Below are 24,804 nucleotides of genomic sequence, written 5' to 3'. Positions count from 1 at the left end.
GTTCTCCTCCGTTTCTCTTTACGTATCCTTTAGTATACCATAACGGGGAAACGGCAAAAAAGAAAGCCTTGCCGGCCCGGCAAGGAACGATTCGATGTTTTTATGCCTTCTCCGATCGCTTACTTTTTCGTCAGCTGAATGGCCTGTTTCATATCCTTGAACACGTTCATTCGCCCATACATAAGCACGCCGCCGCGATACACTTTCGCGCCAACCAAAATGAGCAGCGCCATCGTCGCTACCAACAAAGCGAGGCTGAGCGCCACCTCCCACGCCGGTACTGAAACGAGGCCGATGCGTAAAAACATGAGCATCGGCGTGAAAAAAGGAATGAACGAGGCGCCGACAACAAACGGCGATTCCGGCATGTTCAGCCCAACCATGGCGATCATAAATGCGGCGACAACCATCAGCATGACCGGAGTAATCGCCGGCTGCACATCTTCAACGCGGCTGACAAGCGAACCGAGCACGGCAAACAGCACCGCATACAAAAGATACCCCAACAGGAAAAAGATGAGTGCGTATCCCCATATGGACAGCGGCGTCTGATCCAGCCCGAGAAAGCGCCACACTTCTTGGCCGCTCGCTTTCAAAGCAGCGAACCCAACGGCGAAAAACACGAAAAACTGCGTCAAGCTAACAAGCGCCACGCCGATAATTTTGCCAAACAGCTGCTGAACCGGGTGAATGCTTGACACTAAAATTTCCATGACGCGCGACGATTTTTCCGTGGCGACCTCAGTGGCGATCATGCCTCCGTACATGAGAACAAACATATACATCGCGAACAGCAGAACGTAAACGAGCGAACGCGCCTCGTTCAGCTCCTCTTCACTTTTCGCGTTTTTTTCCAGCGCCACCTTTTGAAACGGAACGGGCTGATATAGAACGGCCAATTGTTCCTTTGTCAGGCCGATTTTGGCGGCGGCAAGCGCCGTTTTCAGCGCGTTTACCCCGCGTTCCAGCTCTTCAGACGTTCGATTGTCGGCGATCGTATTGGCATAATAAAAAGCCTTCGGCAATCCTTTTTCATCCGTGGACAATACGAGCAATCCGTCCCACTTTCCTTCCTTCACTGCCTTTTTCGCTTCATCTTCGAGATCGGTAATTTTCGTTAACGCGATTTCTTTGTTATTCACCTGCTTTTCAAGCGCTTTGTACAGCGATTGTGTACGATCGATGACGGCGACATGGGCCGTTTCATCGCCGGTAAACGCCTCGATGATCGTCTGCACATTGGCCAACCCGATGATCAACAGGCAAGTCAAAGCGGTGGTCACTAGAAACGCCTTTGCCTTCAGCTTCGTTACGTATGTATGCCCCATGACGAGCCAAAATTTATTCATACGCCGCACCTACTTTTTCGATAAAAATGTCATTCAATGACGGTTCCTCAAGCGCAAACAAACGCACGGCCACCTTCCCCGCCGCATGGGCAAAAATCGCTTGCGCTGTCTCCTCGCTGGCGATTTGCAGCCGCACTCCTTCGGCCGTCCGCTTGCACTGAAGCACGCCCGGGAACCGTTCCAACTCTTCCAACGGCCCTTCCCCATGAATGACAAGATTTTTCTTGCCAAAGGAACGTTTCAATTCGCGCAGCCGGCCGGCCACCACCGCCCGTCCGCGGCGCAAAATGCAAACATGTTCGCACAGCTCTTCGACGTGCTCCATTCGGTGGCTGGAAAATACGATGGTCGCACCGTTTGTTTTCAAATCGAGCACCGCTTCTTTCAACAGCTCGACGTTCACCGGATCGAGCCCACTGAACGGCTCGTCTAAGATGACGAGCTTCGGCCGGTGCAATACCGCGGCAATAAACTGGAGCTTTTGCTGGTTGCCTTTCGACAGTTCCCCGACCCGTCGATCGGCGTAATCGCGAATATGGAACCGCTCGAGCCAACGATCGATTTCAGAAAGCGCCTCCGCCTTTTTCATCCCGCGCAGCCGCCCTAAGTAAACGAGCTGTTCTTTCACCTTCAATTTCGGATAGAGCCCGCGCTCTTCAGGCAGATAGCCGATCAAATGGCTTTTGGAATAATCGATCGGCTCCCCTTGCCAGCGGATCGTGCCTTCTGTCGGAGCAAGGAGGCCCAATATCATGCGGAACGTCGTCGTTTTTCCGGCCCCGTTCGCCCCGAGCAACCCGAACATGTTTCCTTCGGGAATCGTCAATGTCAACTGATCAACCGCCGTCGTCTCCCCAAATCGCTTCGTCACCCCTACCACTTCCAAACCCATCCACATTCCCCCAAATGAAAGCAAATTTTCCATCATTATATTTGACGTTTGCTGCCGAAAAAAGTTTCAGCAACAAGCAGGATTTTTCACAGCCAAGCGCTAATGAAAAAAGTGAATCACCATTCATTGAAAGGGGATGAACGGATGCCGACATATACGTTGACCGCTTTTGAACCCGACGGAGAGAAGCTGCTCGATGAGACGTTTGAGGCCGCCAATGATGAAGAGGCGAAAAAAATCGGCGAGCAGAAGCTGCGCGAACGCGGCTGTTGGGAGAAAACCCACCGCTGCGTCAACGCAAGCGGCAAACTGATTTTGTTTCACCGCTAAATGAAGAGGCTGAGCCAAACGGTTACCTGCTTTCAAGATCGGCACAACCATCGTGCGATCGAAGCAGTCCGTACGGGCTAGCCATAAAAGAGGGTGTCCCGATCCTTTTGGGACACCCTCTTTCATCGCTGTATATAGGCACTAACCGCTCCGCCACACTATATGATGTGTCTTTCCTGAGGGGAGATCGCCTTTTGGGCCAGCCCCTCTCTCATCGCCATATAGAAGCACCAGTCGCTTCCTGCCACACGATAGGTTGTATTTTCTTGGGGGGGGGGGAGATCTTTAGGCCAGCCCCTCTTTCGCTCAGCCAAACAAGGCGGCCATGATGGTCAATTTTTCTTCTGTATATTCCATAAAATGTTCGTTATACACCTTCGGCTCTTTCGGGTTCGCCTGGCGGGTGATTTTTCGCGTTTTCGGGTCGACGAATTTGCTGGACGCTCCGCAGCCGAGCCCGATGATCGACTGCTGCTCTTCCATGATCATTATGTTGTAAATGCTCTCGTTTCCCGGCAACGCGTAGCCGACATTTTCGAGGTTGCCGAGAATGTTTTTTTGCCGGTACAAATAATACGGCACATAGCCGTGCTGGCGCGTCCACTCTTCGGCCGCTTTCATCATCGCCTGTATTTCTTCGCGACCGGCGACTTTGTACTTTTGTTTGTTTTTCGTCATTTCCGAAGCGCGCTTAAACGACAGCGTATGAACGGTGAGCGACTCCGGCATGAGCCGTTCCGTCTCGGCGAGCGTATGCGTAAACTCCGCCAGCCCTTCACCCGGCAAGCCGATGATCAAATCCATATTGATGTTGTTCATCCCCATTTGCCGAGCCAAGTGAAATTTGTTGATCGTTTCCTCAACAGTATGATGGCGGCCGATCGCTTTTAACGTCTCTTGGATATACGACTGCGGATTGATGCTAATGCGGTCGATCCGCCATTTTTTCAAGACGTCCAGTTTTTCTGGTGTAATCGTGTCCGGCCGCCCAGCTTCGACGGTTATTTCGCGGACGCGGTCGACATCTGGAAATACGTTGTACATATGGGCGTACAGCCGGTCCATTTCCTCAGCCGTGATGCTTGTTGGCGTCCCGCCGCCGTAATAAATCGTCGTAATCCGGATGCCGCGTTCACGCAAAAAGCGGCCGACCGCTTCCATTTCGTAATGAAGCCCGGCCAAAAAATCATCAACCGATCCTTGACGGCCGTTGATCGCATACGCCGGGAACGTGCAGTACGCACATTTCGTCGGACAGAACGGAATGCCGATGTAAATGCTCACTTCATCGGCCAACTCGTACAAGTCCGGCACCACCGTGAGCTGGCGGTCAACGATCGCTTGCATGAGGTCAATTTTTTCTTTTGTTACTAAATAGTCTTCCGCTAGTCTCCGATGCGCCTCTTCTTTCGTCATCCCGGAACGCAGCAGCTGATGAAGCAGCTTCACCGGGCGGACGCCGGTTAAAATGCCCCACGGCTGCACGATGCCGGTATAGCGTTCAAGAAGCGTTATATACACATGGAAAACCGCGTTTTTCAACTGTTTTTCGCGCGCTTTTCCATCGGCTTCGACCGGCGCCTCATGCTCATGCCTAGCCTCCTCAACGCGCCCGGACGTCCTGTCCGCCAGCGTTCCAGAAACGGTGATGCGGCCGTTCTCGTTCACAGTCAACGAAACGACAACATCCGCTTCCGGCAGCGGCGCAAACGAAAGCGCGGGCGCTTCGAAAAACAGCTCGGTCATCACTTCGAGCGGGCGCTGAAACCGTTCCGGGTTCGGCAGTCCTAGAATGTTGATGCGCACGTTCATCACCTTTTCTGTCAAACTTCTTTCAGTGTAGCGAACCGCCGTTTCGTTCGTCAAGCGGAAGAATGCTCCTTTCCCGCCCGGCTGTTGCCAACGTTTCTGCCTGCGCAGCTCGCCAATAAACGCGGCCAGCTAAAAAAGTTCACATGTCGACGTCTTTCTTTCGCCATGTATGAACATCGTTGCGTTACGAAGGATGGTAGGTTTTCAAACCGGCAACTACAACTTTCGGCAAAGAGAAAAAACACGCCCCGAACCGACCGGGGCGCCTTGCTTTGCTTCTTCCTTGTTTTGTTTTTAGAGGGGCGGTGATTTCGTATAAAATCCTTAGATTCGCTCTATTTCTCAGTTAGAGAAGACTAGCGAAACCAACCTTCTTTTTTAGCGAAATGCCGCTGATTTGCTCGTGGCAGCCGTTTTTCACCGGCCTTTTAGCTTTTGCAAAAACTCGATCCGCTGCTGTTTGCGGAAATGCTCTTTCACCATGTAAGCGACGCCGAGCTGTTCGTTCGAGCGCGTCACCCAGTCAGCCACCCGCTTGACTTCAAGCGGCGCATTGCCCATCGCCACACCAAGCCCTGCGGCTTCAATGGCCGGCAAATCATCGAGGCCGTCGCCAATCACCACCGTTTCTTTCAACGAAATGCCGAGATGTTGGGTGAGCCGGCGCAGTCCAGCCAGCTTTGACACGCCTTGCGGGACAATTTCCATTTTGCCTTCAGGCTGCATAATCATATCAATGGACGGAATGGCGGATGCAAGCAAGCGGGCTGCTTCCTCCCGCTCTGCATCATCGGCAAAGTAAACATCGATTTTGGGCACGGCCATCGGTTCATCGATCAACACATCACCGAGCGAATCGACAAACTGGGTCGGATAGAAAAAGGGATCGCTCGAGGAAAGAACGGTCTGCACGACGAGATTCCGCTTCACTTTTTTCCGGTTGCCAAGCGAATACCGTTCGTGCATCAGGCGAATGTTGCAAGGGAAGTTTTCCAAAATCTGCACGATATTAAACGTCCGTTCTTCCGGGATGACGGCGGCAAACAGTCGATGATCGAGCGATTTGCCGATCAGCGCCCCTTGAAACGTGATCAGCATTCCATCGAGCCGCAACGCCTTCGCCACTTTGCGAGCGGAAAGAAAATTTCGGCTCGTCATCAGCGTCACGTAAACCCCTTTTTTCCGCACGTAGTCGACCGCCTCTTTCGTTTCCCGCGACAGGCGGCCGTTATTTTTTAAAATCGTTCCGTCAATGTTCAGCGCCAGCAGCTTATACACGGCTGTCTCCCCCTTTGTTCGTCCCTCTTTTCAGTCAGCCTAAAGCGGCGCCGCCCGTTGTCCGCTGCGGCGGCTTTGCCGTTCTGATCATTTTCATGACTATGATGAACCGGACAAAAAAAGAACACCCTGTAGGGTGTTTTTCAACCGCCATCTTTCTTCGCTTTGACCATATCTGTCTCCGCTTGAATGCCCTGTAGGGGTTTTGCAACCGCCCCGCCGTTTTTCTTTTCCCGTCATAGGAGGCTGGTAATTCCATCGTGGATACGGCTTTACACTGTCATTTCTCCATTCGAAAAACGTTGTGGCATCGGTCCTGCGTTTCGCTCATTCTCCCCTTTGCGTGAGGGAAGCAGCCGTTTTTCACCGTTCTCCATAGGCAGCGCGGGAACGAAAACGAGGCGGCCCGATTCGTTTTTCCGTTCCGTCCGCTCAATCGCCTTCCATCATCGAGCGGTGCAATTCTTCGAGCGGTTTCATCGCGATGTGCTGAACTTCGGCAAGCGCCATGCTCATTTGCTGTTCGAGCGCCATCAGCCGCGCGAGCTTGGCGTTTTGTTGGACGAGCGCCATCGCCTTTTGCGCCTGCTCGATTTCATCGGGCAAAATGGCGGCCCCGCGCATTTGTTTTTCATGCAATCGAAGCTGAATGTCGCGGAAATTGGCAAACATCCGATAGGCGGTTTCATCACGGCGGATGTCTTCGTACGCCTGTTTCAGCTCCCGAAACGGTTCACTGTCGCGGATCGCCTGCTCAAGCTGTCGAGCGAGCGCCTGAAGAGATAGTGACATAAGCGAGCGCCTCCTACTTGAAGATCGGTTTCGTTTTAGCGTATGCACGAACCGGCGTTCATATGATTCTAGGGTTACCAGCCTCGATCGCGTTGGCGCCGTTGATCGTCGCTGTCAACGGGCGGCGATAGACTTGGGCGGTTACAGCCATAAGCCGATGGCTCCTTGAACCGCGCCGATCAGCCCGCCGAGCAAGGCGCCTAGATAGGTGATCATGCTCAGCTCACGGCGGGCAATCGATAAAACGATTTCCTCAAGCCTTCTTAACGAAAAGGACTCCACTTGCTCACGCACGATGTCCTCAAGCCCGAGCCGCGCCACCATTGCCTCGATTTGGCCGCTGAGCAGGCGAAGCGCCGTTTCCGTCGCTTGCGGAACAAGTTGTTGGAACAGCCGCTGCTCATACGGGGCGATGAGTTCAGCGATCGGACGATGCAGCCAGCCGCTTTCCAAGACGAAACGGCGGGCAACCGTCCGCACCGCCTCATGAACGCGCTGGCGGCCGATCATTTCCTCCACCGCCTCTAGCGGCGTGTCCATCCATTTGTTCCATTCCGCAAAGAGAAGGCGGGCCAGCGCCTCTCTTGTCCCGGCATGCCGCAAAAATTTGCCGAGCTCCACCTGCGCTTTATCAACGAGCTGAACATTGCCAAGCAGCATTTGCAGCACGCCTCCCATCATGCCGCGCTCCTGAAAAAAGCGGCGGATCATGCCGGCGAGCTGCTGCTTTCCTTCCTCGCTCTGCATGTACTCAAGCACCCGGTCGGCCAAATAGTGTGCGAGGCCCTCGAGGCGCGCTTCCATCGTCTCCTTCCATTCCGGCGGCAGCCAATCGCGAATCGGCCGCCGTCTCCACGCTTCTGCCCACCGTTCATACGCGCGGTCCGCTTGCCCGGCAGCCCACTCGCCGAGCCGCTCGGCAGGCGAAGGAACGCCAAGGCGCTCAAGCCATTGAAGCGGCGTTTCTTGGCGTGAAAGCCATCGTTTCAGCCATGTCCGCCCCTGCTCCGCCACCTCGGCCGCGAAAGCAGGAGCGGTCAGTTTGCGCCGCAGCCCTTCCGGCGTCACCAAATGCTCCGCGACCGTCTTCCCTAGTTGTTCGGCGAGTTCCCGTCTTCGCTTTGGAATTAATCCGGGGGTGAACGGCAGCCGTCTTCCTAAGACGTACAGCGGTTCATACGGGCGAAATAACATCACGATGGCGATAAAATTGGTCATTCCGCCAATGAACGCCCCGATGGCGATCATCAGCACCCAGTACGCGAACGAACCCATCGTCTTCCCCTTTCTTCTCCGCCGTTGTCACCAAGCGGCGGCCGGCATCATACGATAGCGATATAAACGTTTGCCTATTTGTTCATTATAGAGCTTGCGTGATGAATGCGCAAATGAGGGACTGCGATGGAGAAACAACCGACGATGGCTGTCTTGACGGAAATCAAAGACAAAAATGAACAAGCCCGCTTTGGTTCCATTCATCGTTTTTGCGAGGAGCTCGAACAGTACGGAAGCGAACGCGGTCTCTTCGTTTACGTCACCTCGCCGTCGCTTTATTTGCAGCGCCTCGGCTATCGGCGAAGCAACGGCGCGTGGAGCAAACAAGACGTTCCTCCCGCCAACGTGATCTACAACCGCTTGCACTCGCGCTCGTCGGAGCATTCTCCGGCGTTTGCCAAACTGCTCACCCGGCTTGCGGAAGAAGGCGGGGTGATGTTCAACCGCCGCTTTCTGCATAAGTGGGAAGTGCATGGCTATATTGAACGACACCGCCATTTGCGCCCGTACTTGCCCAAAACCTCGCTATGGAACGATCCGCGAGAACTCGAAGCGTTTCTTTCCGCCTTCCCGGCGGTCTTTCTCAAACCGATCCACGGCAGCCAAGGACGGGGGATTTTGCGCCTTGAACGCCAAAACGGCGGAATAGGCCTGCGCCGTTCCACGGCGGCGGCCTCGGCAACGATTGACCAGCCGATCGATGTCTTCGTTTCCACCTTGTGGCAACAAACAACCGCGCCGATGATCATTCAGCAAGGGCTTGAGCTCCGCTCGCTGGACAGCCGCCCGGTCGATTTTCGCTTCCTTTGCCATCGAACCCGCCACAACGCTTGGCGCGTCACTTCCGCCGTCGCCCGCGCGGCATCGCCCGACCAGTTCGTCGCCAACCTCGCCCGCGGCGGAGAACTGCTGGCCGTCAATGCGGTCTTGCAGGAGTGGTATCCGAAATCTGTAGCCTTTCAACAAAAACAGCTCCTCAAAGAAATCGCCCTTGAGGCGGCGGCAGCGCTGGCGCTAGAAGTCGACGGGATGTACGGGGAGTTGGGCATCGATCTTGCTGTCGATATCCACGACCACCCTTGGATTATTGAAGTGAACAGCAAGCCGTCCAAGCACGTGGAAATGGTTCCCGCCGCGAAGACGATCCGGCCATCAGCTAAGGCGATCGTCAACTACAGTTTGACATTGATAGAAGAAAAGGAGTGAGCCGCTTTGCTTTCCCTCGGCTTTGTCGCCCTTGACAAGCAGCAAGACCGTCCCTACTGCACAGAACTGGCCAAGCGCGCCGGACGCTTCGGCATCTCCGTCTGCCGTTTTTCCCCGCTTGATATCGACCCGCAGACGGAACAAGTCCACGGCCTTGTTTTTCAGACCGAAACGAACGAATGGACGCCCGCTATGTTCGCCATTCCGCCGTTTCTTTATGATCGTTGTTTTTACGGCTCTGACGACCGCTCCAAAAAAGCAAAGCCCATCATGCAATGGCTGAAGCAGCGGCCGGATGTTACGTTTTTGGGCTACGGACTTCCCGGAAAAGGAGAGGTGTATGAGGCGCTTGCCGCCCACCCGCTTCTCTCGGCGTACGTTCCGCCGACCTCTCCCCTTGAAGGCGCCGAAGATGTGCTGCACTGTCTTCGACGCCAGCAGGCGATCATCGCCAAACCGGTGCATGGCTCCGGCGGGCGCGGCATTTTCGTGATGCGAAAACAAGGAGCCGCGTTGTCCAGCGAAGACGGCTGGGGACAACACCAAACGATCATCACCCGCCGAAACGAGCTTGAGCGGTTCGTCTCCTCGCTGAACCGCTGCGGCCGCTATGTGCTGCAACCGCTTCTTCGGCTGTCCACTCCGGCCGGTGAACCGTTTGATCTTCGCTTTCTTTTGCAAAAAAACGAAGCGGGAGAGTGGAGGGAACGGGCACGGGCGGTTCGGGTCGGCCGGGCGGGGGCGTGGGTGGCCAACGTCCGCGCAGGAGCAGACATCCGGCCCTTTTCTGATTGGCTTGACCGGCTTACGATTCCGAGGCGCGCCGTCGTGATGGATGGCATCGAAACGATCATTCGGGCGTTGCCGGCATATATGGAGGAGCGATTCGGCCCGCTGTTTGAAATCGGTTTGGATCTCGGCGTCGATGACAAAGGGGCGGTTTGGATTTTGGACGTCAACTCAAAGCCGGGAAGAAAAATCATCAGCGTTCTTCCGCCGGAACAACAAGACTGTATTTATGAGGCTCCGCTTCGCTACTGTTTGTTTTTGGCCCGTGAGGTGAACAAGCGGTGACGTACACCTTGGTCATTGACGAACAGACAACCGGTACCGTCGTGCTTCCCGCTTCGCTTCCGCTCGCAGGACAAACGATGGCGGCGTTTGGCAGCCTGTTCGTGCCATGCCGAATCGTCTCTTCGGCCTCGCTCACGAACGAAGCCGTCATCGCTCATGACGTCGCGCGGCGCTTACGGATCCCGTTTGCCGCCGAGGTCCATGTCTTTTTGACAGATGAGGCCGTTCATTTCGGCCCGCTTGTCGGCATTTTCACAGCCGGCTTCACCACATCGCCCAACCGCCCGGTCGGAACCCGCAGCCTCTTTTTCGCTAAACTGCTGGCGCAACAAAAACAAGTCGGGGGATTCGCGTTTTTGTTCGGCGCCCCTCATATCGACTGGAACAACGGCATGGTCAACGGCTACTTTTACACAGAGCGCGGTTGGGAACGGCATCTCGTGCCGCTGCCAACCGCCGTTTACAACCGGCTGCCGAACCGGCGCATCGAAAACGCCCAACCGTTCCACACGATCACGGAAACGTTGCAAACACGGTATGGCATCCCTGTGTTTAACGGCCATTTTTTCAACAAAGCCGATATTTACCGCCGGCTGTCGACTCATCCGCAAGCCAAGCCGTATTTGCCAGCGACGGCGGCCCATATCACAGCCAAGACGATCGAGCAGTTCCTTCGTCGATACGCCGAAGCTTATATCAAACCGGCCGATGGCAGTTTAGGGCGCGGCATCTATCATCTGGCGAAAAAAAACGGAGCGTATGAGTGCCGCTTTCGCGAAGAGCACGGCGACGTCAAAACGTTGACCTTTCCTACCGCGATGGCGGTATGGCATCATTTGTTGGCCGCCGCTCCGCTTCATCGCTGCGTCATTCAGCAGGCCATCCCGCTCCTGACCGTGCGCGGCCGACCGGTCGATTTCCGCGTCCATACAAATAAAGACGGCCAAAACGCATGGCAAGTCAGCGCCATGGCCGCCAAAATCGCCGGAAAAGAAAGCTTGACCACCCACATCCGCAGCGGCGGCACTGTGAAAACGCTCGAGGAAATTTTCCCCGACCCCGGCGAACGGCAAGCGCTCATCAGCCGTCTATGCGACGCCGCCTTAACGCTCAGCCGCTGCCTTGAGGAAACGCTGGATGCCTTCATCGGCGAAATCGGCTTTGACTTTGGAATCGACCGCGACGGAAACGTGTGGATGTTTGAAGCCAACTCAAAACCGGGACGTTCGATTTTTCACCATCCGAAGCTTAAAGAAGCGGACGAACAAACGGTGCGGCTGCCGCTTGCCTACGCCATCCACTTGAGCAAAACCGCCATCACCGCCCCAGAGGCGCTTTGGCCATGATAACGATCGGCTATCAAAGCGATACCGGTGCATGGGTCGGCGAACGGCTGAGCGAGCCATATCGGTTTGGCAGCGGCCGCCTTGTTCCCGCCGCTTCCCTTCCTGACCTCACCTTTCCCGTTCGCGAGCGGGCCGGGCGGGTCGGACCACTTGTTGGCGTTTTGGTGAGCGAATCGTCGATTCCCGCTTTGCTTGTCGGGAAAAAAAGATGGCTGGAAACGGTCGTCCGTTCTGTTCATGACGCCGGCGGCATTGCCATCGTCACGACCGCCGCTGGCGTGAAGGAAAACACCGTTTCCGGCTTTGTGCTCGTGCCGGCGTCCGGACGCTGGATCAAAGCATCCACCCCGCTTCCTGATGTCGTCTACAACCGGGTAAAAAGCCGAGCGGAAGAAAGCGGCGAGCGGTTCCAAGCGGCGGCCGCCCGGTTCGATGCGGGCGGAATTGCCTTGATCAACCGGTCGTTTTTCCGCAAGTCGGATGTGTATGACGCCCTGCGCGCTGATGGCCGGCTTTGGCCGCATTTACTGCCGACCGCTCCGGTCCGGACAGCCGATGACGTTCGCGCATGGCTGAACCGCTATAGCTGCGTTTACGTCAAAAAAGACGATGGCGCGAAAGGAAACGGGCTATTTCGCCTCACCGTCTTGCCGGACCGTTCCGTTTTATGCGAACATCCCGGTGGGCGAAAACGGCTTCGTTCCCTCGAAGCGCTCGCCCCGTTGCTTGAATCGGGCGGCTACATCGCCCAAGCGGCGGCCCGAACGGACACGTGGAACGGCCAGCGCTACGACTTGCGCGTGCTCGCTCATTGGCGGCGCGGCCGCTATACAATGACCGGCGTCGGCGTCCGCTTAGCCGCGAGACGGGCGCTAACAACCCATGTTTTTCACGGCGGGACGATTCTTCCCTATGCCGAGGTCGAAAAGCGGATTGACGAGGCGGCGCTTGCCCAACTGATCGCCTTAAGCGGCGAGCGATTGAGCGAACGGTTCGGATTTGTCGGCGAATTTTCCGCCGACATCGGCGTCGGCCCGAACCATGAACTTTACGTGTATGAAATGAACGCCAAACCGATGTCCTTCGATGAACCAGACATTGAAAAACGGCGGCTTGAACGGCTTAATGAACTGTTTGCTTCATTCGCTCAGCTTGCACCATAGCTAACAACGCGCCGCTTTGCTGGAGCGCTTGGTGAAACAGGCGATCGGAGGCCTGCCGGGCCGCGCCGCTCAGGCTGCCGCAAACCCGCTGGCATAATTGCGCCTTTGTCCACTCCGCGGCGGCGAGGGCTTCCAGCAGCTCAAGGCGACCGCTGTGACTCGCCTCCCCTTCCGCGCTCTTCATGGCGCATTCTTGGCCGGCGATGAGCCGGTACATGTATTCCCAAAATTGGCGCTGGCGCCCTGCCTCTTTCAAGTAAGCTTCCCATTCTGTTTCTTCCTTGTCCAATTCAGCGAGCCGCTGGGCTGTTTCTTCGGCCGCGGCGATCGTTTGAAGCAATTGTCGGATGATCATCGTCATTTTCCATCACTCCTTCCCGCTTGTCCTCTACTATCCATATGAACGAAGCGGATAGACGATGACGACTTCGGACAAACTAGAAAAAACCAAAAGGAAGGAGAGAACGATGGAACGGAAAGAAACGGGGCGCCAAGATGCCTTATATGAAGGAAGAGATGAGTATGAGTGGGACATCGATCGCATGATCAATGAAGGAATGGCCGGCGGCATGGTCTACGGCCACGGTGAACAAGTCAACATCGAAGAAGCGCGCGATCTCGTCAAAGAGGAACCGCCTCACGAGGCCGGCGATTGACCACTCCGACTTCCCCCAAGGGAAGTCGGATTTTGTTATAATGGATGCAAAACGACAGAAAGGATGGCGCGCGATGCTTAAAGAGCTCGAGTCGCTTTATGCTGGGGATATCATCATCAACGGCCAGACGGAGCAGCCAGAAGCGTATGACTGGTTTTATACGGCAGACGGAGATGAAATCGGCATTGCCAAACAGCGGTTGACCGACCGAGAGCGGCGGCTGCTGTCGCTCTTTTTCACACCGGCCAGCGGGCGGCGCACACCGGAAGGAGAAGCGGAACGGGCATGGAAGCGATGGATCGCCTGCGGTGACCCGGCGGCGCTCGCCCAACTCACCGCGCCGTACTGCCGGTTTATTCATTTCACTGCGAACCGGCCGATCGTCCCTAGAGACGATTTTGCCGATGCCCTGCGCGGCTTATTTTCCTCGCCGATCACGATCGTCTGGGAGCAAGATCATCGCGGGATCATCGTCGAAGCGAAGCCGAAACGGACCGCTGAGCGGCCGCCGCTTGCCGATATGGCCGAAGCGCTCGCTGCCGATTTTTATGCCGCCATCCACGTGCTGATCGGCCCGATCCGCCCCGCCGATGGCCATCTGCGCGAATCGTTCCTTCTTGAAAAAGAATGTTTCGCCGCCGCTCGGCGCTTTTGGCCGAAACAAACGGTGTACGAATGGGAAGACGTCATCTTACTTCCGCTCATTGCAGGCGAAACGGACAGCGGAAACGTCGATCGCCTCTTTTCGTTTCTCAACGAGCTGCAGGAAGATGACCTCCAAGCGATCGAGACGTTTTTCCAGTGCAACTTAAACGTCTCGATGGCGGCGAAAGCCCTTTACATGCATCGCAACAGTTTGCAATATCGCATCGAGAAATGGACCGAGCAGACCGGTCTCGATATCAAGCGATTTAAAGGGGCGGCGGCGATGTATCTCGCTATTTTGCATCGCCGCCGTCCGTAACGTTGGGCAGGCTGCCGAAAATGGGCCGCCGTTTTTTGTGCATGTTGTCCATTTACGAATGTTTCTATTTTTCTATACACTAAAGCTAGAGGAAAACGATTTTAACAAGCGGGAGGATTGGCCATGGCAGAGCTCATTTTGGATCATATTTACAAAATTTACGACAACAACGTCACAGCCGTCAAAGACTTTAACTTGCATATCCAAGACAAAGAGTTTATCGTCTTCGTCGGCCCGTCCGGCTGCGGCAAATCGACGACATTGCGGATGATCGCCGGCCTTGAGGAAATTTCCAAAGGCGATCTTTACATCGATGGCAAACGAATGAACGACGTGCCGCCGAAAGACCGCGATATCGCGATGGTGTTCCAAAACTACGCGCTTTACCCGCATATGAGCGTTTATGACAATATGGCGTTCGGCTTAAAATTGCGCAAATTCCCGAAGGCGGAAATTGACAAACGCGTGCGCGAAGCCGCCCGCATTCTGGGGCTTGAACAATATTTGGACCGCAAACCAAAAGCGCTCTCCGGCGGGCAGCGGCAGCGCGTTGCGTTAGGGCGGGCCATCGTCCGCGATGCCAAAGTATTCTTAATGGACGAGCCGCTCTCGAACTTGGATGCCAAACTGCGTGTGCAAATGCGCTCGGAAATCGCGAAGCTCCATCAACGTTTGGAAACGACGACGATTTACGTCACTCACGACCAAACGGAAGCCATGACGATGGCCACTCGCCTTGTCGTCATGAAAGACGGCGTCATTCAGCAAGTCGGAACGCCGCGCGAAGTATATGAGAAACCGGAAAACATTTTTGTCGGCGGCTTTATCGGTTCGCCAGCCATGAACTTCCTGCGCGGAACGCTGCAAGACGGCAAGTTTGTCGTCGGCCAAACCTCGTTCGGCATTCCGGAAGGGAAAATGAAAGTGCTCCGTGAACAAGGATATGTCGGCAAAGAAGTCATTTTAGGGATCCGTCCGGAAGACATTCACGATGAGCCGCTCTTCTTGGAAGCCTCACCGGCCTCGAAAGTAACGGCGCACGTGGAAGTCGCCGAGCTGCTCGGGGCCGAGTCGATGATTTACTTCAGCATCGATGGCCAAGAAATGGTCGCCCGTATTGACGCCCGCACGGAAATTAAGCCGGGGCACCGAATCGACTTGGCGCTCGATATGAACAAAGCGCACTTCTTTGATGTCGAAACCGAGCGGCGCATCCGGGCGGCGAACGAAAAGTAACCCCCCTTTGTTTTACTATACACTTGACGATCCGGCGTCCCTCCAGCTGGGACGCCGTTTTTTTGCCAGTCGGCGCTATGACATCACTCGACCGCTTATTCTTGAATAAATCGCACTTCCTCCGCCTGGCAGCGCGGACAATAAAACAGATGAACACATTCATGATTCGTGTATGTACGTGCGTAACCGTCGAATTGTTTCATCATATCCGCATCCATATACGGGCTGTAATCATCAAAATAATCGGTCACCTTTCCTTGATCCTCCATTGGCTGCCGGCAGCTGCTGCAACACACCGTTACTCGGCGCAGCCCGTTGCAAAGCGGACAAACGTTCATGCTGCTTCCTCCTCTTAAGGGGCGGTGATTTCGTACGAAATAATGCTGTTCCATTTGTTTCTCAATGAAAGAAGCCTAGCGAAATCAGCCTTCTTTTTGGCGACATGCCGCTGATTGGCTCGTGGCAGCCGTTTTTTCCGACCTTCTAAGCTGTTCTTGGTCAAGGGGCCATCCCGCTTTCCCCCTGCCTAATGGGATGATCGGTACGGAATTTCGATCACCCGTTTGACGCTACCAGCTGTCCCTTTAATAAGCTGCCATTTTGTTTTCCATGGCATGGTTCGCTCTTCTGTCACCGCGCCAGCTTGTCAGGTGATCAAGATGGAACATGGAGATCGGAAATGGTTGATTACAACCTATATATTCCCTAATCGCGGCGATGATAAAACGTAAAAAATTCCCATATCTTTTGAACGAATAACGAGACAAAAACGTCCCAAACTATGAGTACCGCCAGCGGAACAGCCAAATCCGTTGCAACGGGACAGCTGGCGAAACAACAGATGGGCGGTGGGTTCAGCCAAGCTTGGCAGCGCGCTTTACGGCGTGCAACGCTGGTGCAAATCCAGCCAACCCAGCCATCAAAATTCTTTCACGAGGAGATGATCTAACTATGGCACGCAACAATAACAACAACCAACTGTTAGTCGCTGGTGCTCAACAAGCGATCGATCAAATGAAGTATGAAATCGCCCAAGAATTCGGCGTAAACCTTGGCGCTGACACCACTTCTCGCGCGAACGGTTCGGTCGGCGGCGAAATTACGAAACGCCTTGTTGCCATGGCTCAACAACAGCTTGGCGGCCAATTCGGCAACATTCAATAACAGCACGGCAAACAACTTGATATAGATGGCAAACGAGGGTGTCCCAAAATCGGGACACCCTCTTTCGTTGCTATGTTCCTTTATGGCAACCGATTCCGTTCCGGCTGGCGCGGTTCGTTGGCCTTATCTTTCTCGCTCGACGAAAAGAACCTTGCGAAAAACGGCGGATTAAACGCCTCCCGCTTGCTCGGCGAGCGGTGGGCTCATGGAGACGAGCACTTTGCGGATGCGCCGATTGTCCACCTGACGAACGGTGAACGTCAACGGCCCGTACTGCAGCGTTTCGCCAACGGACGGAATGCGCTCAAACATCTCGAAAATCCAACCGCCCAACGTATGGGATTCGCTTTCAGGCACCTCGATATTCATTACCTCGCAAAATTCATCCAACGGCAGCTCAGCGTTAAACTCAAAGCTGTGCTCATCGATTTGGCGCACGGTTTTCACCGCTTCATCATGTTCATCCCATATTTCGCCGACGATTTGCTCGATGATATCTTCAAGCGTGATCAGGCCGGCGGTGCCGCCAAACTCATCAACGACGATGGCCATATGCACCTTGCTTTTTTGCAGCTCCGGCAACAAGTCGGACACTTTCATCGACTCAACGACAAACAACGGTTGACGGAGCAAATCGCGGATGCGCACTTCTCGCTTCCGCACCAGTTCGCCGAAAAAGTCGCTTTCCGACAAAATCCCGATCACATTGTCAATGTCGCCCTCGTACACCGGGATGCGCGAATATTTTTCCTCCAAAAACACGTCGCGAATTTCTTCAATCGACTGGTTCACTTCCACCGCGACCATATCGGCGCGCGGGGTAAAAATTTCTTCGACTAAAATTTCATCAAAATCGAGCGAACGTTGAATGAGCTCTTTTTCTTTATTGTCAATAACCCCTTCCTCTTCGCTCAACTCAACCATCACTTTAATATCTTCCTCCGTGACCGCTGGCACGGCGACCCCGTTGGCAAAGCGCCGAGCGATCCGCTCTTTTAAAACGTGAAAGGAAGCGGTAATCGGCGTCATCCATTTCATCAACCCGTAAGCGAGGCTCGCGTACCGAACCGCCAGCGATTCTGCCTGCTCTTTCGCCATCGATTTTGGCAAAATTTCACCGAAGACCACCGATAACACCGTCATTATCGCAATTCCACTAAGCAAACCGATCCGTTCCCCAAAAAGGGAAACGGCGATATCAAGAAACAACGCGATGGCTACTACACCCGTCAACCGGTTGGCAACGGCCAGCGCCAACAACACGCGGTCAAGTTGGCCGAACACCGCTTGCAAGCGCTTATTTTGCGGATTGTCTTCCACGTACTGGCGCAATCGGGCTTTGCTTGCTTGAGAAAACGCAGCTTCCGCTGAGGCAAACAGGACGTTTGCGAACAAGAACAGGAAAAACCATCCGAATAACCTTAACGGCCACTCTTCCAATGAATCTTCACACTCCTAACGGAAACATGACTATGTTCATTCATACCCATTTTTTGGCCGAAACATGCTTGCGCAAACACCATTCGCAGCGCTGAAGCAATCAAAACATCCTTCACTTTAAATATAACAAATTTTTTGCCAACTGACTATAGAGAGGGTACGAAACTTCCATGTCCATCCAAAACTAACGGGGCGGCTGACCAGTCGCCGCCCCTGTTCATCCTAAGTAGCGATAATAGATCGTTTTCGCCTCGTGCACGTCTTTCGTGCCATGCACGAGCGCGCGGCCGTCGGCGAACACGACAAGCCGTTTGCCGCCGCCAAGCGACACGGCCACGAGATACGGATTCGCTTCCGTCTGCAGCCCTTGACGGCGAAACACCTCCGCCAGCTCATCGATCTCGTACTCGCGCCGGATAGGCGGGCGGATTTGTACCGAATCGCGCCCGCACAACACTGCCGCCTTTGTCCGCTGGTCGTAGGAAAGAAACGGATACGATGGGTGGCGTCCGCATGTCGGACAATCCTCCTTTTTCACCGCGTCAATGCGAACAGCGGCGTATTCATTCGTCCAAAGGTCAAAGGAAACAAGTTTGCCGCGGAGCGCCGCCCAATCCTCCACCAACATTTTCAACGCTTCCGCCACTTGATAGCTGACCACCATTTGCACTGCTGGACCGATGATCCCCGCCGTGTCGCACGTCAACCCTCCTTGCGGCACCGTTTCAAGCAAACAGTACAGACAAGGGGTGCGGCCCGGGATGAACGCGCAACTGAGGCCATAGCTGCCGACGCAAGCGCCGTAAATCCACGGGATGCGATATTTATAAGCCACATCGTTGAGCACAAGGCGCGTATCAAAATTGTCGGTCGCGTCAATCCATACATCCGGGCGCTGTTCAGCCGCGATCGCTTCGAGCTCTTCCGGCCCGGCGTCGCCAACGATCGCCTCGATCTCGACCTCGCTGTTGATCTGTTCAAGCCTCCGCTTCGCGGCGATCGCCTTCGGCAGCCGTGCGATCGCATCGGCTTCACTGTAGAGCTGCTGGCGCTGCAAATTGCTCCATTCCACATAATCGCGGTCAATGATCGTCAATTTGCCGATGCCGGCGCGCACGAGCGCCTCGGCGTTGCCTGCCCCGAGCGCGCCGGCGCCGACTATTACCACATGCTTCCTACGAATGTTGGTTTGCCCTTCCTCGCCGATGGGCGCAAACAACTGTTGTCGGGAATAGCGTTCATTCAAACAATGCTCATTCCTTCCATCGGGCTGCTTGCTGACGCGTATCGCTTTTTCGGGATGCGTCCGGCTTCATAGCCGAGCCGTCCCGCCTCCACCGCCAGCTTCATGGCCCTCGCCATTTTCACAGGATCCGCCGCGCCAGAAACGGCCGTGTTGAGCAACACCCCATCCGCACCAAGCTCCATTGCCAGCGCCGCATCCGCCGGGCTGCCGATCCCGGCGTCAACGATCACCGGCACCGTCGCTTGTTCGATAATGAAACTCAAGTTGAGCGGATTGATGATGCCTTGCCCTGACCCGATCGGCGACGCTCCCGGCATAATCGCATGGCAGCCGAGCTCCTCGAGCCTCCTAGCCAGCACGACGTCATCTGATGTGTACGGTAGCACGATAAACCCTTCTTCCAACAGCTTCTCTGCCGCCTTCAACGTTTCGACCGGATCAGGAAGCAACGTTTTGTCGCAGCCGATCACTTCCACCTTAATCATATCACATAACCCCGATGCTTTGGCCAGCCGCGCGATGCGCACCGCCTCTTCCGCCGTTTTTGCCCCAGCGGTATTCGGGAGCAGCTTGTAGCGGGTGACATCGAGCTGTTCCAATACATTCGGCTGCTCCGGAGAAAAAATGTTCATCCGCCGAACGGCGAACGTCAAAATTTCCGCTCCTGACGCTTCCACCGCCGCTTTTTGCACTTCCAAACTCGGATACTTGCCAGTGCCAAGCAATAGCCGCGAAGAAAACGAATATGGGCCAATGTTCAGCATCTCAACCGCCTCCTACAAAATGAACAATTTCGATGCGATCGCCATCGGCGAGCGCGGTTGTACCGTACTCATGTTTTTCAATGATGCGCACATTGACTTCAACAATCGCCAGCTTATTGGTAAGCTGGAAATAGGAGAGCAAATCGCTCACCGTTTTGACTTCATCGGGCACCGTGACCGTTTCCCCGTTGATCGTTAACGTCATTTGACCCCCTCCGTTTCTTCGGCATGACGCGTTAGCGCGAACGGCGACAAATCAAACGCCGGCTTCTTTCGCTCGACCAAGTCAGCCACAATCGCTCCGGTGACGGCGCTAAGCAAAATGCCGTTGCGGTAATGACCGGCAGCCACGAATATTCCTGGCCGCTCAGGATGTTCTCCAATATACGGCAATCCATCTTTCGTCTGCGGCCGAATTCCGCTCCATGCGTCGACCCATTCTGCTTGTTCAACGGCCGGAAGCAAATGAGCAGCTTGAAGCAACAAGCGAGCCAGACCGCCAGCCAAGATGCGGCGATCATACGTGCCGGGGGTGGATGTGGCCCCGATCAGCAAGCGGTTCCCCGCCTTCGGGACGATATAACAGCCGTTTTTCGCAAACACTGTCGTTCGCAACAAAGGGACGTGCGCCCGCACCATGAGACACTCCCCCTTAACAGGGAACATGGAGAGCGAAAGCCCCGCCTTGGCGCCGAGCCGAGCCGCCCACGCTCCAGAAGCAATGACGACCGCCTCAGCGGCGAATGTGCCGACGGCCGTATCGACGAGATGACCGCCGCCTCCAGAGCGAATATCCAGCACTTCCGCATATTCATATAGATGAACGCCAGCGGAAACGGCCGCCGACACAAGGGCGGCGGCTAGGTTGGGCGCGCTCACCTGCCCATCGCCCGGAATCCACATCGCCCCTGTCAGCGCCTCGGCATGAAGCTGCGGCTCGATCTCCCGCACTTCCTCGTTGGTAAGCCAGTGCACCGGTTCGCCCCTCTCGCGCCAAAACGCGTAGTGACGGCGCAAATCGTCCGCCTCTTCCTCCGTTGTCGCCGCTTTGATCAACCCTTTTTCCACCAATTCAATGTCCATCCCGGTCCGCTCTTTCAGCTCGGCAGCCAATGACGGCATGAGCGCCCGGCTTTGTAAAGCGAGCGGGACGAGCGGGCTTGGCGCGGAAAATTCCGATTGCGCTCCGAGCATTCCAGCAGCGGCGCTTGATGCCTCTTTGCCCGCCTTCCCTATGTCAAATATGGCAACGCGATGCCGCCGCTTAGCGAGCTCCCATCCGACAGCGGCCCCAATCACTCCGCCGCCGATCACAATGACATCATACGAAGACGCTGTCACTCGATCCTCTCCCCCTTTACGATCTCAGCGAGCTGTTTCGCTTCCCGCACAGGATCTTCCGCCAAAAAAACCGCCGACAATACCGCCACTCCCGCCGCGCCGGCTTTCAGAACGGAACGCGCGTTGCCGGCATGAATGCCGCCGATCGCAATGATCGGAATTTGCACAGCCCGAACGACGTCCGCCACCCCATCCAACCCGCGCGGCGCTAGACCCGGCTTGCTTTCCGTCGGAAACACATGGCCGTACAAGCAAAAATGAGCACCAGCCTGTTGGGCTTGTTTCGCCTCGATCGGTCCATGCACTGAACAGCCGATCTCCAAATCCGAGAACGTGCGGCGAACGGCGCGCACCGGCAGGCTGTGATAGGCGAGTTGCACCCCTTTGACGCCGTAGACCGCGGCCACATCTACCCGGTCATTGACGATAATTTTTTGCGCCGGCACCCCTGCCCGCAACAGCGCGATCACAAACTCTGCCACCTCGCGCGCCGTTTTTCCCTTTTCGCGGACGTGAATGGCATCGGCATACGGATGAATGCGTGCACAAATAGCAGCCAATTGCGCTGCTGTCTGCCGGCCCGTGGAAATCAAATGAAGAACACCCATCTTCATCCCTGTCTTTCTACCGCACATCGCGGATAGGAATATACGGATAGTGGATCCCGACGTAATAAGCGGCAAACAGGAACGCAGCGAACAGCGCGACAAACCAACCATCGTATTTGCTAAATCCGATCTCATAATAAAACGTGCGCGGACCGCTTCCGGAAAACTGTTTCGCTTCCATCGCCACCGCGATGCGTTGGGCGCGGCGGATGCTTTGCGACAACAGCGGAATGGCGTAGCGCTTCACTTTGCCAAGTCCGCCCTGGCGCGGCACCCCTCGCACCTTTAACGCATGGCGAATCGTTTGCAGCTCCTCGAGCATGATCGGCAACAGCCGCACCGCCGCCAAAAAGCTGTAGGCATACTTTGGTTTCAGTTTCAGCTGCTGCATCAAGGAGTAAAACAACGGCACGGGCCGGGTGGTCAACGAAAAGATGAGTCCAAGCAGCCCGAGCGCCAAGGCGCGAAATCCTAGATGCAGCCCGCGCCAAAAACTCTCCGCTGTAATATGGATCAGCCCCCAGCGGAACCATGTGGTCGTTCCTTCCCCAAACATCATCATCGATGAGGCGCTGGAAAAAAAGATCAAGAAAAACGGCAAAAACATCCAGAATAAAACGTTCGCCGGATACCCCGTGCCAAAACAAAACAAAAGGAAAAGAGCTAGCGACAAGTTAATGAGCACATTCGGATTGTGAATCAACAGCACGGCCAAAAAGAGCACGACAAGCACCGCGAGCTTCAGCGTCGGATTCGCCTCATAAAGCCATGTTTCCCGATGCGAGATTTCCCACTTCATCGTCCCATCCCCCTCTTGGCAATCGCCAACTGGCAAACGTCCAACGGCTCGTCGCGGACAAGCGCCCCGTCTTCAATCACCCAGCGCCTTGTGGCAAAACGGCGGACAATGTGCTCATCGTGCGTCACCATGATGACCGCCGCTCCTTGCTGGCGCTGCGATTCGAGCCGTTCAAGCAAAGCGAACGTATTTTTCGCATCCTGTCCGAAGGTCGGCTCGTCGAGCAAAAGAAGGCGCTGGCCGGCGATGACGGAAGCCGCTACGCTCAGCCGCCGCTTTTGCCCGACCGATAATTGGTACGGATGCGCATCCTGTTGCTCGATCAGATCAAACTCGACCAAAAAGCGGTGAACGAACGCTTCGATTTCCGCCGCCGGGCGCCCTTGGAGCTTGAGGGAATAAGCGAGTTCATCGCGGACGGAATGGGTGACAAACTGCCATTCGGGATTTTGAAACACAAACGCGATATCGCGATGCAGCGGCTGCCGCTCGCTGATGTCGTTTCCAAACAGCTGATAGCGTCCTTCGGTGCGAATGAGTTGCATCAAAGCATGCAGCAACGTGCTTTTGCCGGCGCCGTTTTTTCCCGTGACAGCGATCCACTCGCCGGCTCTCACCACCGCCTCGGAAACCTCAATTTTTGCCTCTTTCCCCCTAAAGCCGCGAAACTGAGAAAGGCGAAGCAGCTCCTCGCCCTCTTCGCTGACCGCACGCCGCTCCGGCCATCCGTAGTCGTCCCAGATGCCTGGATACCAAATGCCGTGGGCGCCAATGGCGTGCTTATAGCGGGAAAACACCGTTTTCGCCTCACCATCGGCGATAATTTGACCATCGCGCCCCAGCAAAATGATACGCTCAATAAAATCGAGCACATGGTCAATTTTATGTTCGACGATGATGACCGTCTTCTCCCGGCCGACTTGTTTGACCGTTTGCCACACCGCTTTCGTTCCTTCCTCGTCAAGCAAAGCCGTCGGTTCGTCCAAAAACAGCACATCCGGCTCCAGCGCCAATACAGACGCCAAAGCAAGACGCTGTTTCATTCCTCCCGAAAGCGTATGAATGTCGGTGTGCGGCGCAATGGCCAAGCCGACTTGATCCAACAGCGCGCGAATGCGCTCCGGCATCTGCTCGCGCGGCACGTTTCGATTTTCCAAGGCAAACGCGATCTCCTCATCCGCATACGGCATACAAAACTGAGCATCCGGGTCTTGAAACACGTACCCCCAGCGTTCCGGCCGCTCGAGACGCTCGGCTTTCATCGGCACGTCAATCGAATTGGGAATAAGGCCGGCCATCACTTGCAATAGCGTGGATTTGCCGCATCCCGACGGGCCAAGGAGGAGCACTTTCTCCCCTTGAGCGATCGAAAGCGACAAATCGCAAAACAAAAGCCCAGCGCGCCCGGGAAATTTCAGACGCAGCCGCTCGATCGATACCGCTTCTTTCATTTTTCTTCGCCGCCTTATCGATTCAATGCGTCATAGTCGTCTTGGGAAGCCGGCCGCCACATTTGCGTGACCCCGGTTTTCTCAAGCGCCTTGGCCAACGAGACAGCGAACACGCCGGCAATCACGATGGCACCGATAAAGCGCGCCAGCAAAAAGAGCGCCATGTTCCATGGGGCGAGCGCGTCAATGTAGCCTTTGTAAAAGTCCATGATGAGCGAACCGACCGTCGCGCCGACCGCGCTTAGCGATACGACGAACACGTCAAACCGCCGATAGCGGAACGCCGCAAACACAAGCTCGGCAAACAACCCTTGAATGAATCCATAAATGAGCACTTCAAGCCCCCATTGCGACCCCATGATCAGCTCGCCGGACGAAGCCGCCATTTCGGCAAGCAGCGCCACCCCGGGCTTGCGGATGAGCAAATAGGCGAGCGATGAGGCGATAAACCACATCCCATAAATCAATTGATCGGCATGGAAGCCAAACACTTTCACCATATCGTACAGCGGCCCCCATACTTTGTAAATCACCCCGAACACAATCGCAATCACAATCGTTGTTAAAATGTCGGCCATCTTCAACCCTTTTGCCTTCCGTTCCATCTCAATGTCCCTC

The 24,804-nt window shown here is 55.3% G+C and carries 26 protein-coding genes; 9 read left to right on the top strand and 17 right to left on the bottom strand.

Annotated features, from left to right (window positions below; genetic code table 11):
• Positions 1–119 precede the first annotated feature (119 nt).
• Together GC56T2_RS03235 and GC56T2_RS03230 are read right to left on the bottom strand one after the other, a co-directional pair.
• Positions 120–1,349 (bottom strand): ABC transporter permease, encoded by a 1,230-nt coding sequence (locus tag GC56T2_RS03235; RefSeq protein ID WP_144973013.1) that lies wholly within the window; start codon positions 1,347–1,349, stop codon positions 120–122.
• Positions 1,342–2,241 carry an ABC transporter ATP-binding protein gene (locus tag GC56T2_RS03230; protein ID WP_144973011.1) on the bottom strand — a complete coding sequence of 300 codons (900 nt, stop codon included), beginning with the start codon at positions 2,239–2,241 and terminating at the stop codon, positions 1,342–1,344. The genes GC56T2_RS03235 and GC56T2_RS03230 overlap by 8 nt, the downstream gene beginning before the upstream one ends.
• Positions 2,242–2,385: 144 nt before the next feature.
• On the opposite strand from GC56T2_RS03230, the gene GC56T2_RS03225 reads away from it, so the two are divergent.
• On the top strand, positions 2,386–2,571 hold the full coding sequence (locus GC56T2_RS03225; RefSeq protein WP_144973009.1) for a YhzD family protein: 186 nt from the start codon (positions 2,386–2,388) through the stop codon (positions 2,569–2,571).
• A gap of 306 nt (positions 2,572–2,877) precedes the next feature.
• Here the strand turns inward: GC56T2_RS03225 and GC56T2_RS03220 are convergent, their stop codons facing one another.
• From GC56T2_RS03220 to GC56T2_RS03205, 4 genes are all read right to left on the bottom strand, one after another.
• Positions 2,878–4,383, bottom strand: a complete 1,506-nt coding sequence (locus GC56T2_RS03220; RefSeq protein WP_144977001.1) for a coproporphyrinogen III oxidase — start codon at positions 4,381–4,383, stop codon at positions 2,878–2,880.
• A gap of 417 nt (positions 4,384–4,800) precedes the next feature.
• A complete protein-coding gene (locus GC56T2_RS03215) occupies positions 4,801–5,661 on the bottom strand; it encodes a Cof-type HAD-IIB family hydrolase (protein WP_144973007.1) in 861 nt (286 codons plus the stop codon).
• Positions 5,662–6,093: 432 nt separating this feature from the next.
• Entirely contained in the window at positions 6,094–6,453 is a 360-nt protein-coding gene (locus GC56T2_RS03210) for a YlbF/YmcA family competence regulator (RefSeq protein ID WP_144973005.1), read from the bottom strand.
• 141 nt (positions 6,454–6,594) lie between these two features.
• Positions 6,595–7,728 carry a DUF445 domain-containing protein gene (locus GC56T2_RS03205; RefSeq protein WP_144973003.1) on the bottom strand — a complete coding sequence of 378 codons (1,134 nt, stop codon included), beginning with the start codon at positions 7,726–7,728 and terminating at the stop codon, positions 6,595–6,597.
• Between the two features lie 126 nt (positions 7,729–7,854).
• Here GC56T2_RS03205 and GC56T2_RS03200 point away from each other — a divergent pair, with 126 nt between their 5' ends.
• Genes GC56T2_RS03200 through GC56T2_RS03185 form a run of 4 tightly spaced genes read left to right on the top strand, consistent with a single transcriptional unit; the run spans position 7,855 to position 12,517 of the window.
• Positions 7,855–8,934, top strand: a complete 1,080-nt coding sequence (locus GC56T2_RS03200; RefSeq protein ID WP_144973001.1) for a YheC/YheD family endospore coat-associated protein — start codon at positions 7,855–7,857, stop codon at positions 8,932–8,934.
• Between the two features lie 6 nt (positions 8,935–8,940).
• Entirely contained in the window at positions 8,941–10,008 is a 1,068-nt protein-coding gene (locus GC56T2_RS03195; RefSeq protein WP_144972999.1) for a YheC/YheD family endospore coat-associated protein, read from the top strand.
• Positions 10,005–11,354 carry a YheC/YheD family endospore coat-associated protein gene (locus GC56T2_RS03190; RefSeq protein ID WP_144972997.1) on the top strand — a complete coding sequence of 450 codons (1,350 nt, stop codon included), beginning with the start codon at positions 10,005–10,007 and terminating at the stop codon, positions 11,352–11,354. Before GC56T2_RS03195 ends, GC56T2_RS03190 begins: the two co-directional genes overlap by 4 nt.
• The gene (locus GC56T2_RS03185; protein ID WP_144972995.1) at positions 11,351–12,517 is read left to right on the top strand and encodes a YheC/YheD family endospore coat-associated protein; all 1,167 of its coding nucleotides are present in this window, start codon (positions 11,351–11,353) and stop codon (positions 12,515–12,517) included. Before GC56T2_RS03190 ends, GC56T2_RS03185 begins: the two co-directional genes overlap by 4 nt.
• Here GC56T2_RS03185 and GC56T2_RS03180 read toward each other — a convergent pair.
• Positions 12,477–12,878 carry a hypothetical protein gene (locus GC56T2_RS03180; protein WP_144972993.1) on the bottom strand — a complete coding sequence of 134 codons (402 nt, stop codon included), beginning with the start codon at positions 12,876–12,878 and terminating at the stop codon, positions 12,477–12,479. The genes GC56T2_RS03185 and GC56T2_RS03180 overlap by 41 nt on opposite strands.
• A gap of 106 nt (positions 12,879–12,984) precedes the next feature.
• Between GC56T2_RS03180 and GC56T2_RS03175 the strand changes: the two genes are divergently transcribed.
• The 3 genes from GC56T2_RS03175 (at position 12,985) to GC56T2_RS03165 (ending at position 15,373) form a co-directional block, all read left to right on the top strand.
• Positions 12,985–13,173, top strand: coding sequence for a hypothetical protein (locus tag GC56T2_RS03175; RefSeq protein ID WP_033018653.1), 189 nt, complete (start codon positions 12,985–12,987; stop codon positions 13,171–13,173).
• A 73-nt stretch (positions 13,174–13,246) separates the two neighbouring features.
• Positions 13,247–14,137: a helix-turn-helix domain-containing protein gene (locus tag GC56T2_RS03170; RefSeq protein WP_144972991.1), complete on the top strand. Its 891-nt coding sequence runs from the start codon at positions 13,247–13,249 to the stop codon at positions 14,135–14,137.
• Positions 14,138–14,260: 123 nt separating this feature from the next.
• Positions 14,261–15,373: an ABC transporter ATP-binding protein gene (locus tag GC56T2_RS03165; protein WP_144972989.1), complete on the top strand. Its 1,113-nt coding sequence runs from the start codon at positions 14,261–14,263 to the stop codon at positions 15,371–15,373.
• 95 nt (positions 15,374–15,468) lie between these two features.
• Here the strand turns inward: GC56T2_RS03165 and GC56T2_RS03160 are convergent, their stop codons facing one another.
• Entirely contained in the window at positions 15,469–15,711 is a 243-nt protein-coding gene (locus GC56T2_RS03160; protein WP_144972987.1) for a hypothetical protein, read from the bottom strand.
• Between the two features lie 613 nt (positions 15,712–16,324).
• Here GC56T2_RS03160 and GC56T2_RS03155 point away from each other — a divergent pair.
• Positions 16,325–16,537 carry an alpha/beta-type small acid-soluble spore protein gene (locus GC56T2_RS03155; protein ID WP_011230133.1) on the top strand — a complete coding sequence of 71 codons (213 nt, stop codon included), beginning with the start codon at positions 16,325–16,327 and terminating at the stop codon, positions 16,535–16,537.
• 168 nt (positions 16,538–16,705) lie between these two features.
• On the opposite strand, the gene GC56T2_RS03150 is transcribed toward GC56T2_RS03155, so the two are convergent.
• From GC56T2_RS03150 to GC56T2_RS03110, 9 genes are all read right to left on the bottom strand, one after another.
• Positions 16,706–17,977 carry a hemolysin family protein gene (locus tag GC56T2_RS03150; RefSeq protein WP_144972985.1) on the bottom strand — a complete coding sequence of 424 codons (1,272 nt, stop codon included), beginning with the start codon at positions 17,975–17,977 and terminating at the stop codon, positions 16,706–16,708.
• 217 nt (positions 17,978–18,194) lie between these two features.
• Entirely contained in the window at positions 18,195–19,223 is a 1,029-nt protein-coding gene (locus tag GC56T2_RS03145; RefSeq protein ID WP_144972983.1) for a thiazole biosynthesis adenylyltransferase ThiF, read from the bottom strand.
• Positions 19,220–19,987, bottom strand: coding sequence for a thiazole synthase (locus tag GC56T2_RS03140; protein ID WP_144972981.1), 768 nt, complete (start codon positions 19,985–19,987; stop codon positions 19,220–19,222). The genes GC56T2_RS03145 and GC56T2_RS03140 overlap by 4 nt, the downstream gene beginning before the upstream one ends.
• Before the next feature lies 1 nt (position 19,988).
• Complete coding sequence (gene thiS, locus GC56T2_RS03135; protein WP_033018662.1) at positions 19,989–20,192, bottom strand: sulfur carrier protein ThiS; 204 nt, start codon at positions 20,190–20,192, stop codon at positions 19,989–19,991.
• A complete protein-coding gene (thiO, locus tag GC56T2_RS03130; protein WP_144972979.1) occupies positions 20,189–21,328 on the bottom strand; it encodes a glycine oxidase ThiO in 1,140 nt (379 codons plus the stop codon). Before thiO ends, thiS begins: the two co-directional genes overlap by 4 nt.
• The gene (gene tenI / locus GC56T2_RS03125) at positions 21,325–21,936 is read right to left on the bottom strand and encodes a thiazole tautomerase TenI (protein ID WP_144976997.1); all 612 of its coding nucleotides are present in this window, start codon (positions 21,934–21,936) and stop codon (positions 21,325–21,327) included. The genes thiO and tenI overlap by 4 nt, the downstream gene beginning before the upstream one ends.
• A 16-nt stretch (positions 21,937–21,952) precedes the next feature.
• A complete protein-coding gene (locus tag GC56T2_RS03120) occupies positions 21,953–22,735 on the bottom strand; it encodes an energy-coupling factor transporter transmembrane component T family protein (protein ID WP_144972977.1) in 783 nt (260 codons plus the stop codon).
• Positions 22,732–24,186: an ABC transporter ATP-binding protein gene (locus GC56T2_RS03115; protein WP_144972975.1), complete on the bottom strand. Its 1,455-nt coding sequence runs from the start codon at positions 24,184–24,186 to the stop codon at positions 22,732–22,734. Before GC56T2_RS03115 ends, GC56T2_RS03120 begins: the two co-directional genes overlap by 4 nt.
• 14 nt (positions 24,187–24,200) lie before the next feature.
• The gene (locus GC56T2_RS03110; RefSeq protein ID WP_144972973.1) at positions 24,201–24,791 is read right to left on the bottom strand and encodes an ECF transporter S component; all 591 of its coding nucleotides are present in this window, start codon (positions 24,789–24,791) and stop codon (positions 24,201–24,203) included.
• Between the last annotated feature and the right edge of the window lie 13 nt (positions 24,792–24,804).

The organism is Geobacillus sp. C56-T2 (assembly GCF_007829715.1).
Taxonomy (GTDB): Bacteria; Bacillota; Bacilli; order Bacillales; family Anoxybacillaceae; genus Geobacillus; species Geobacillus icigianus.
The sequence above is the reverse complement of the archived record's forward strand: the minus strand, read 5'-3'. Positions and strand labels throughout refer to the sequence as shown.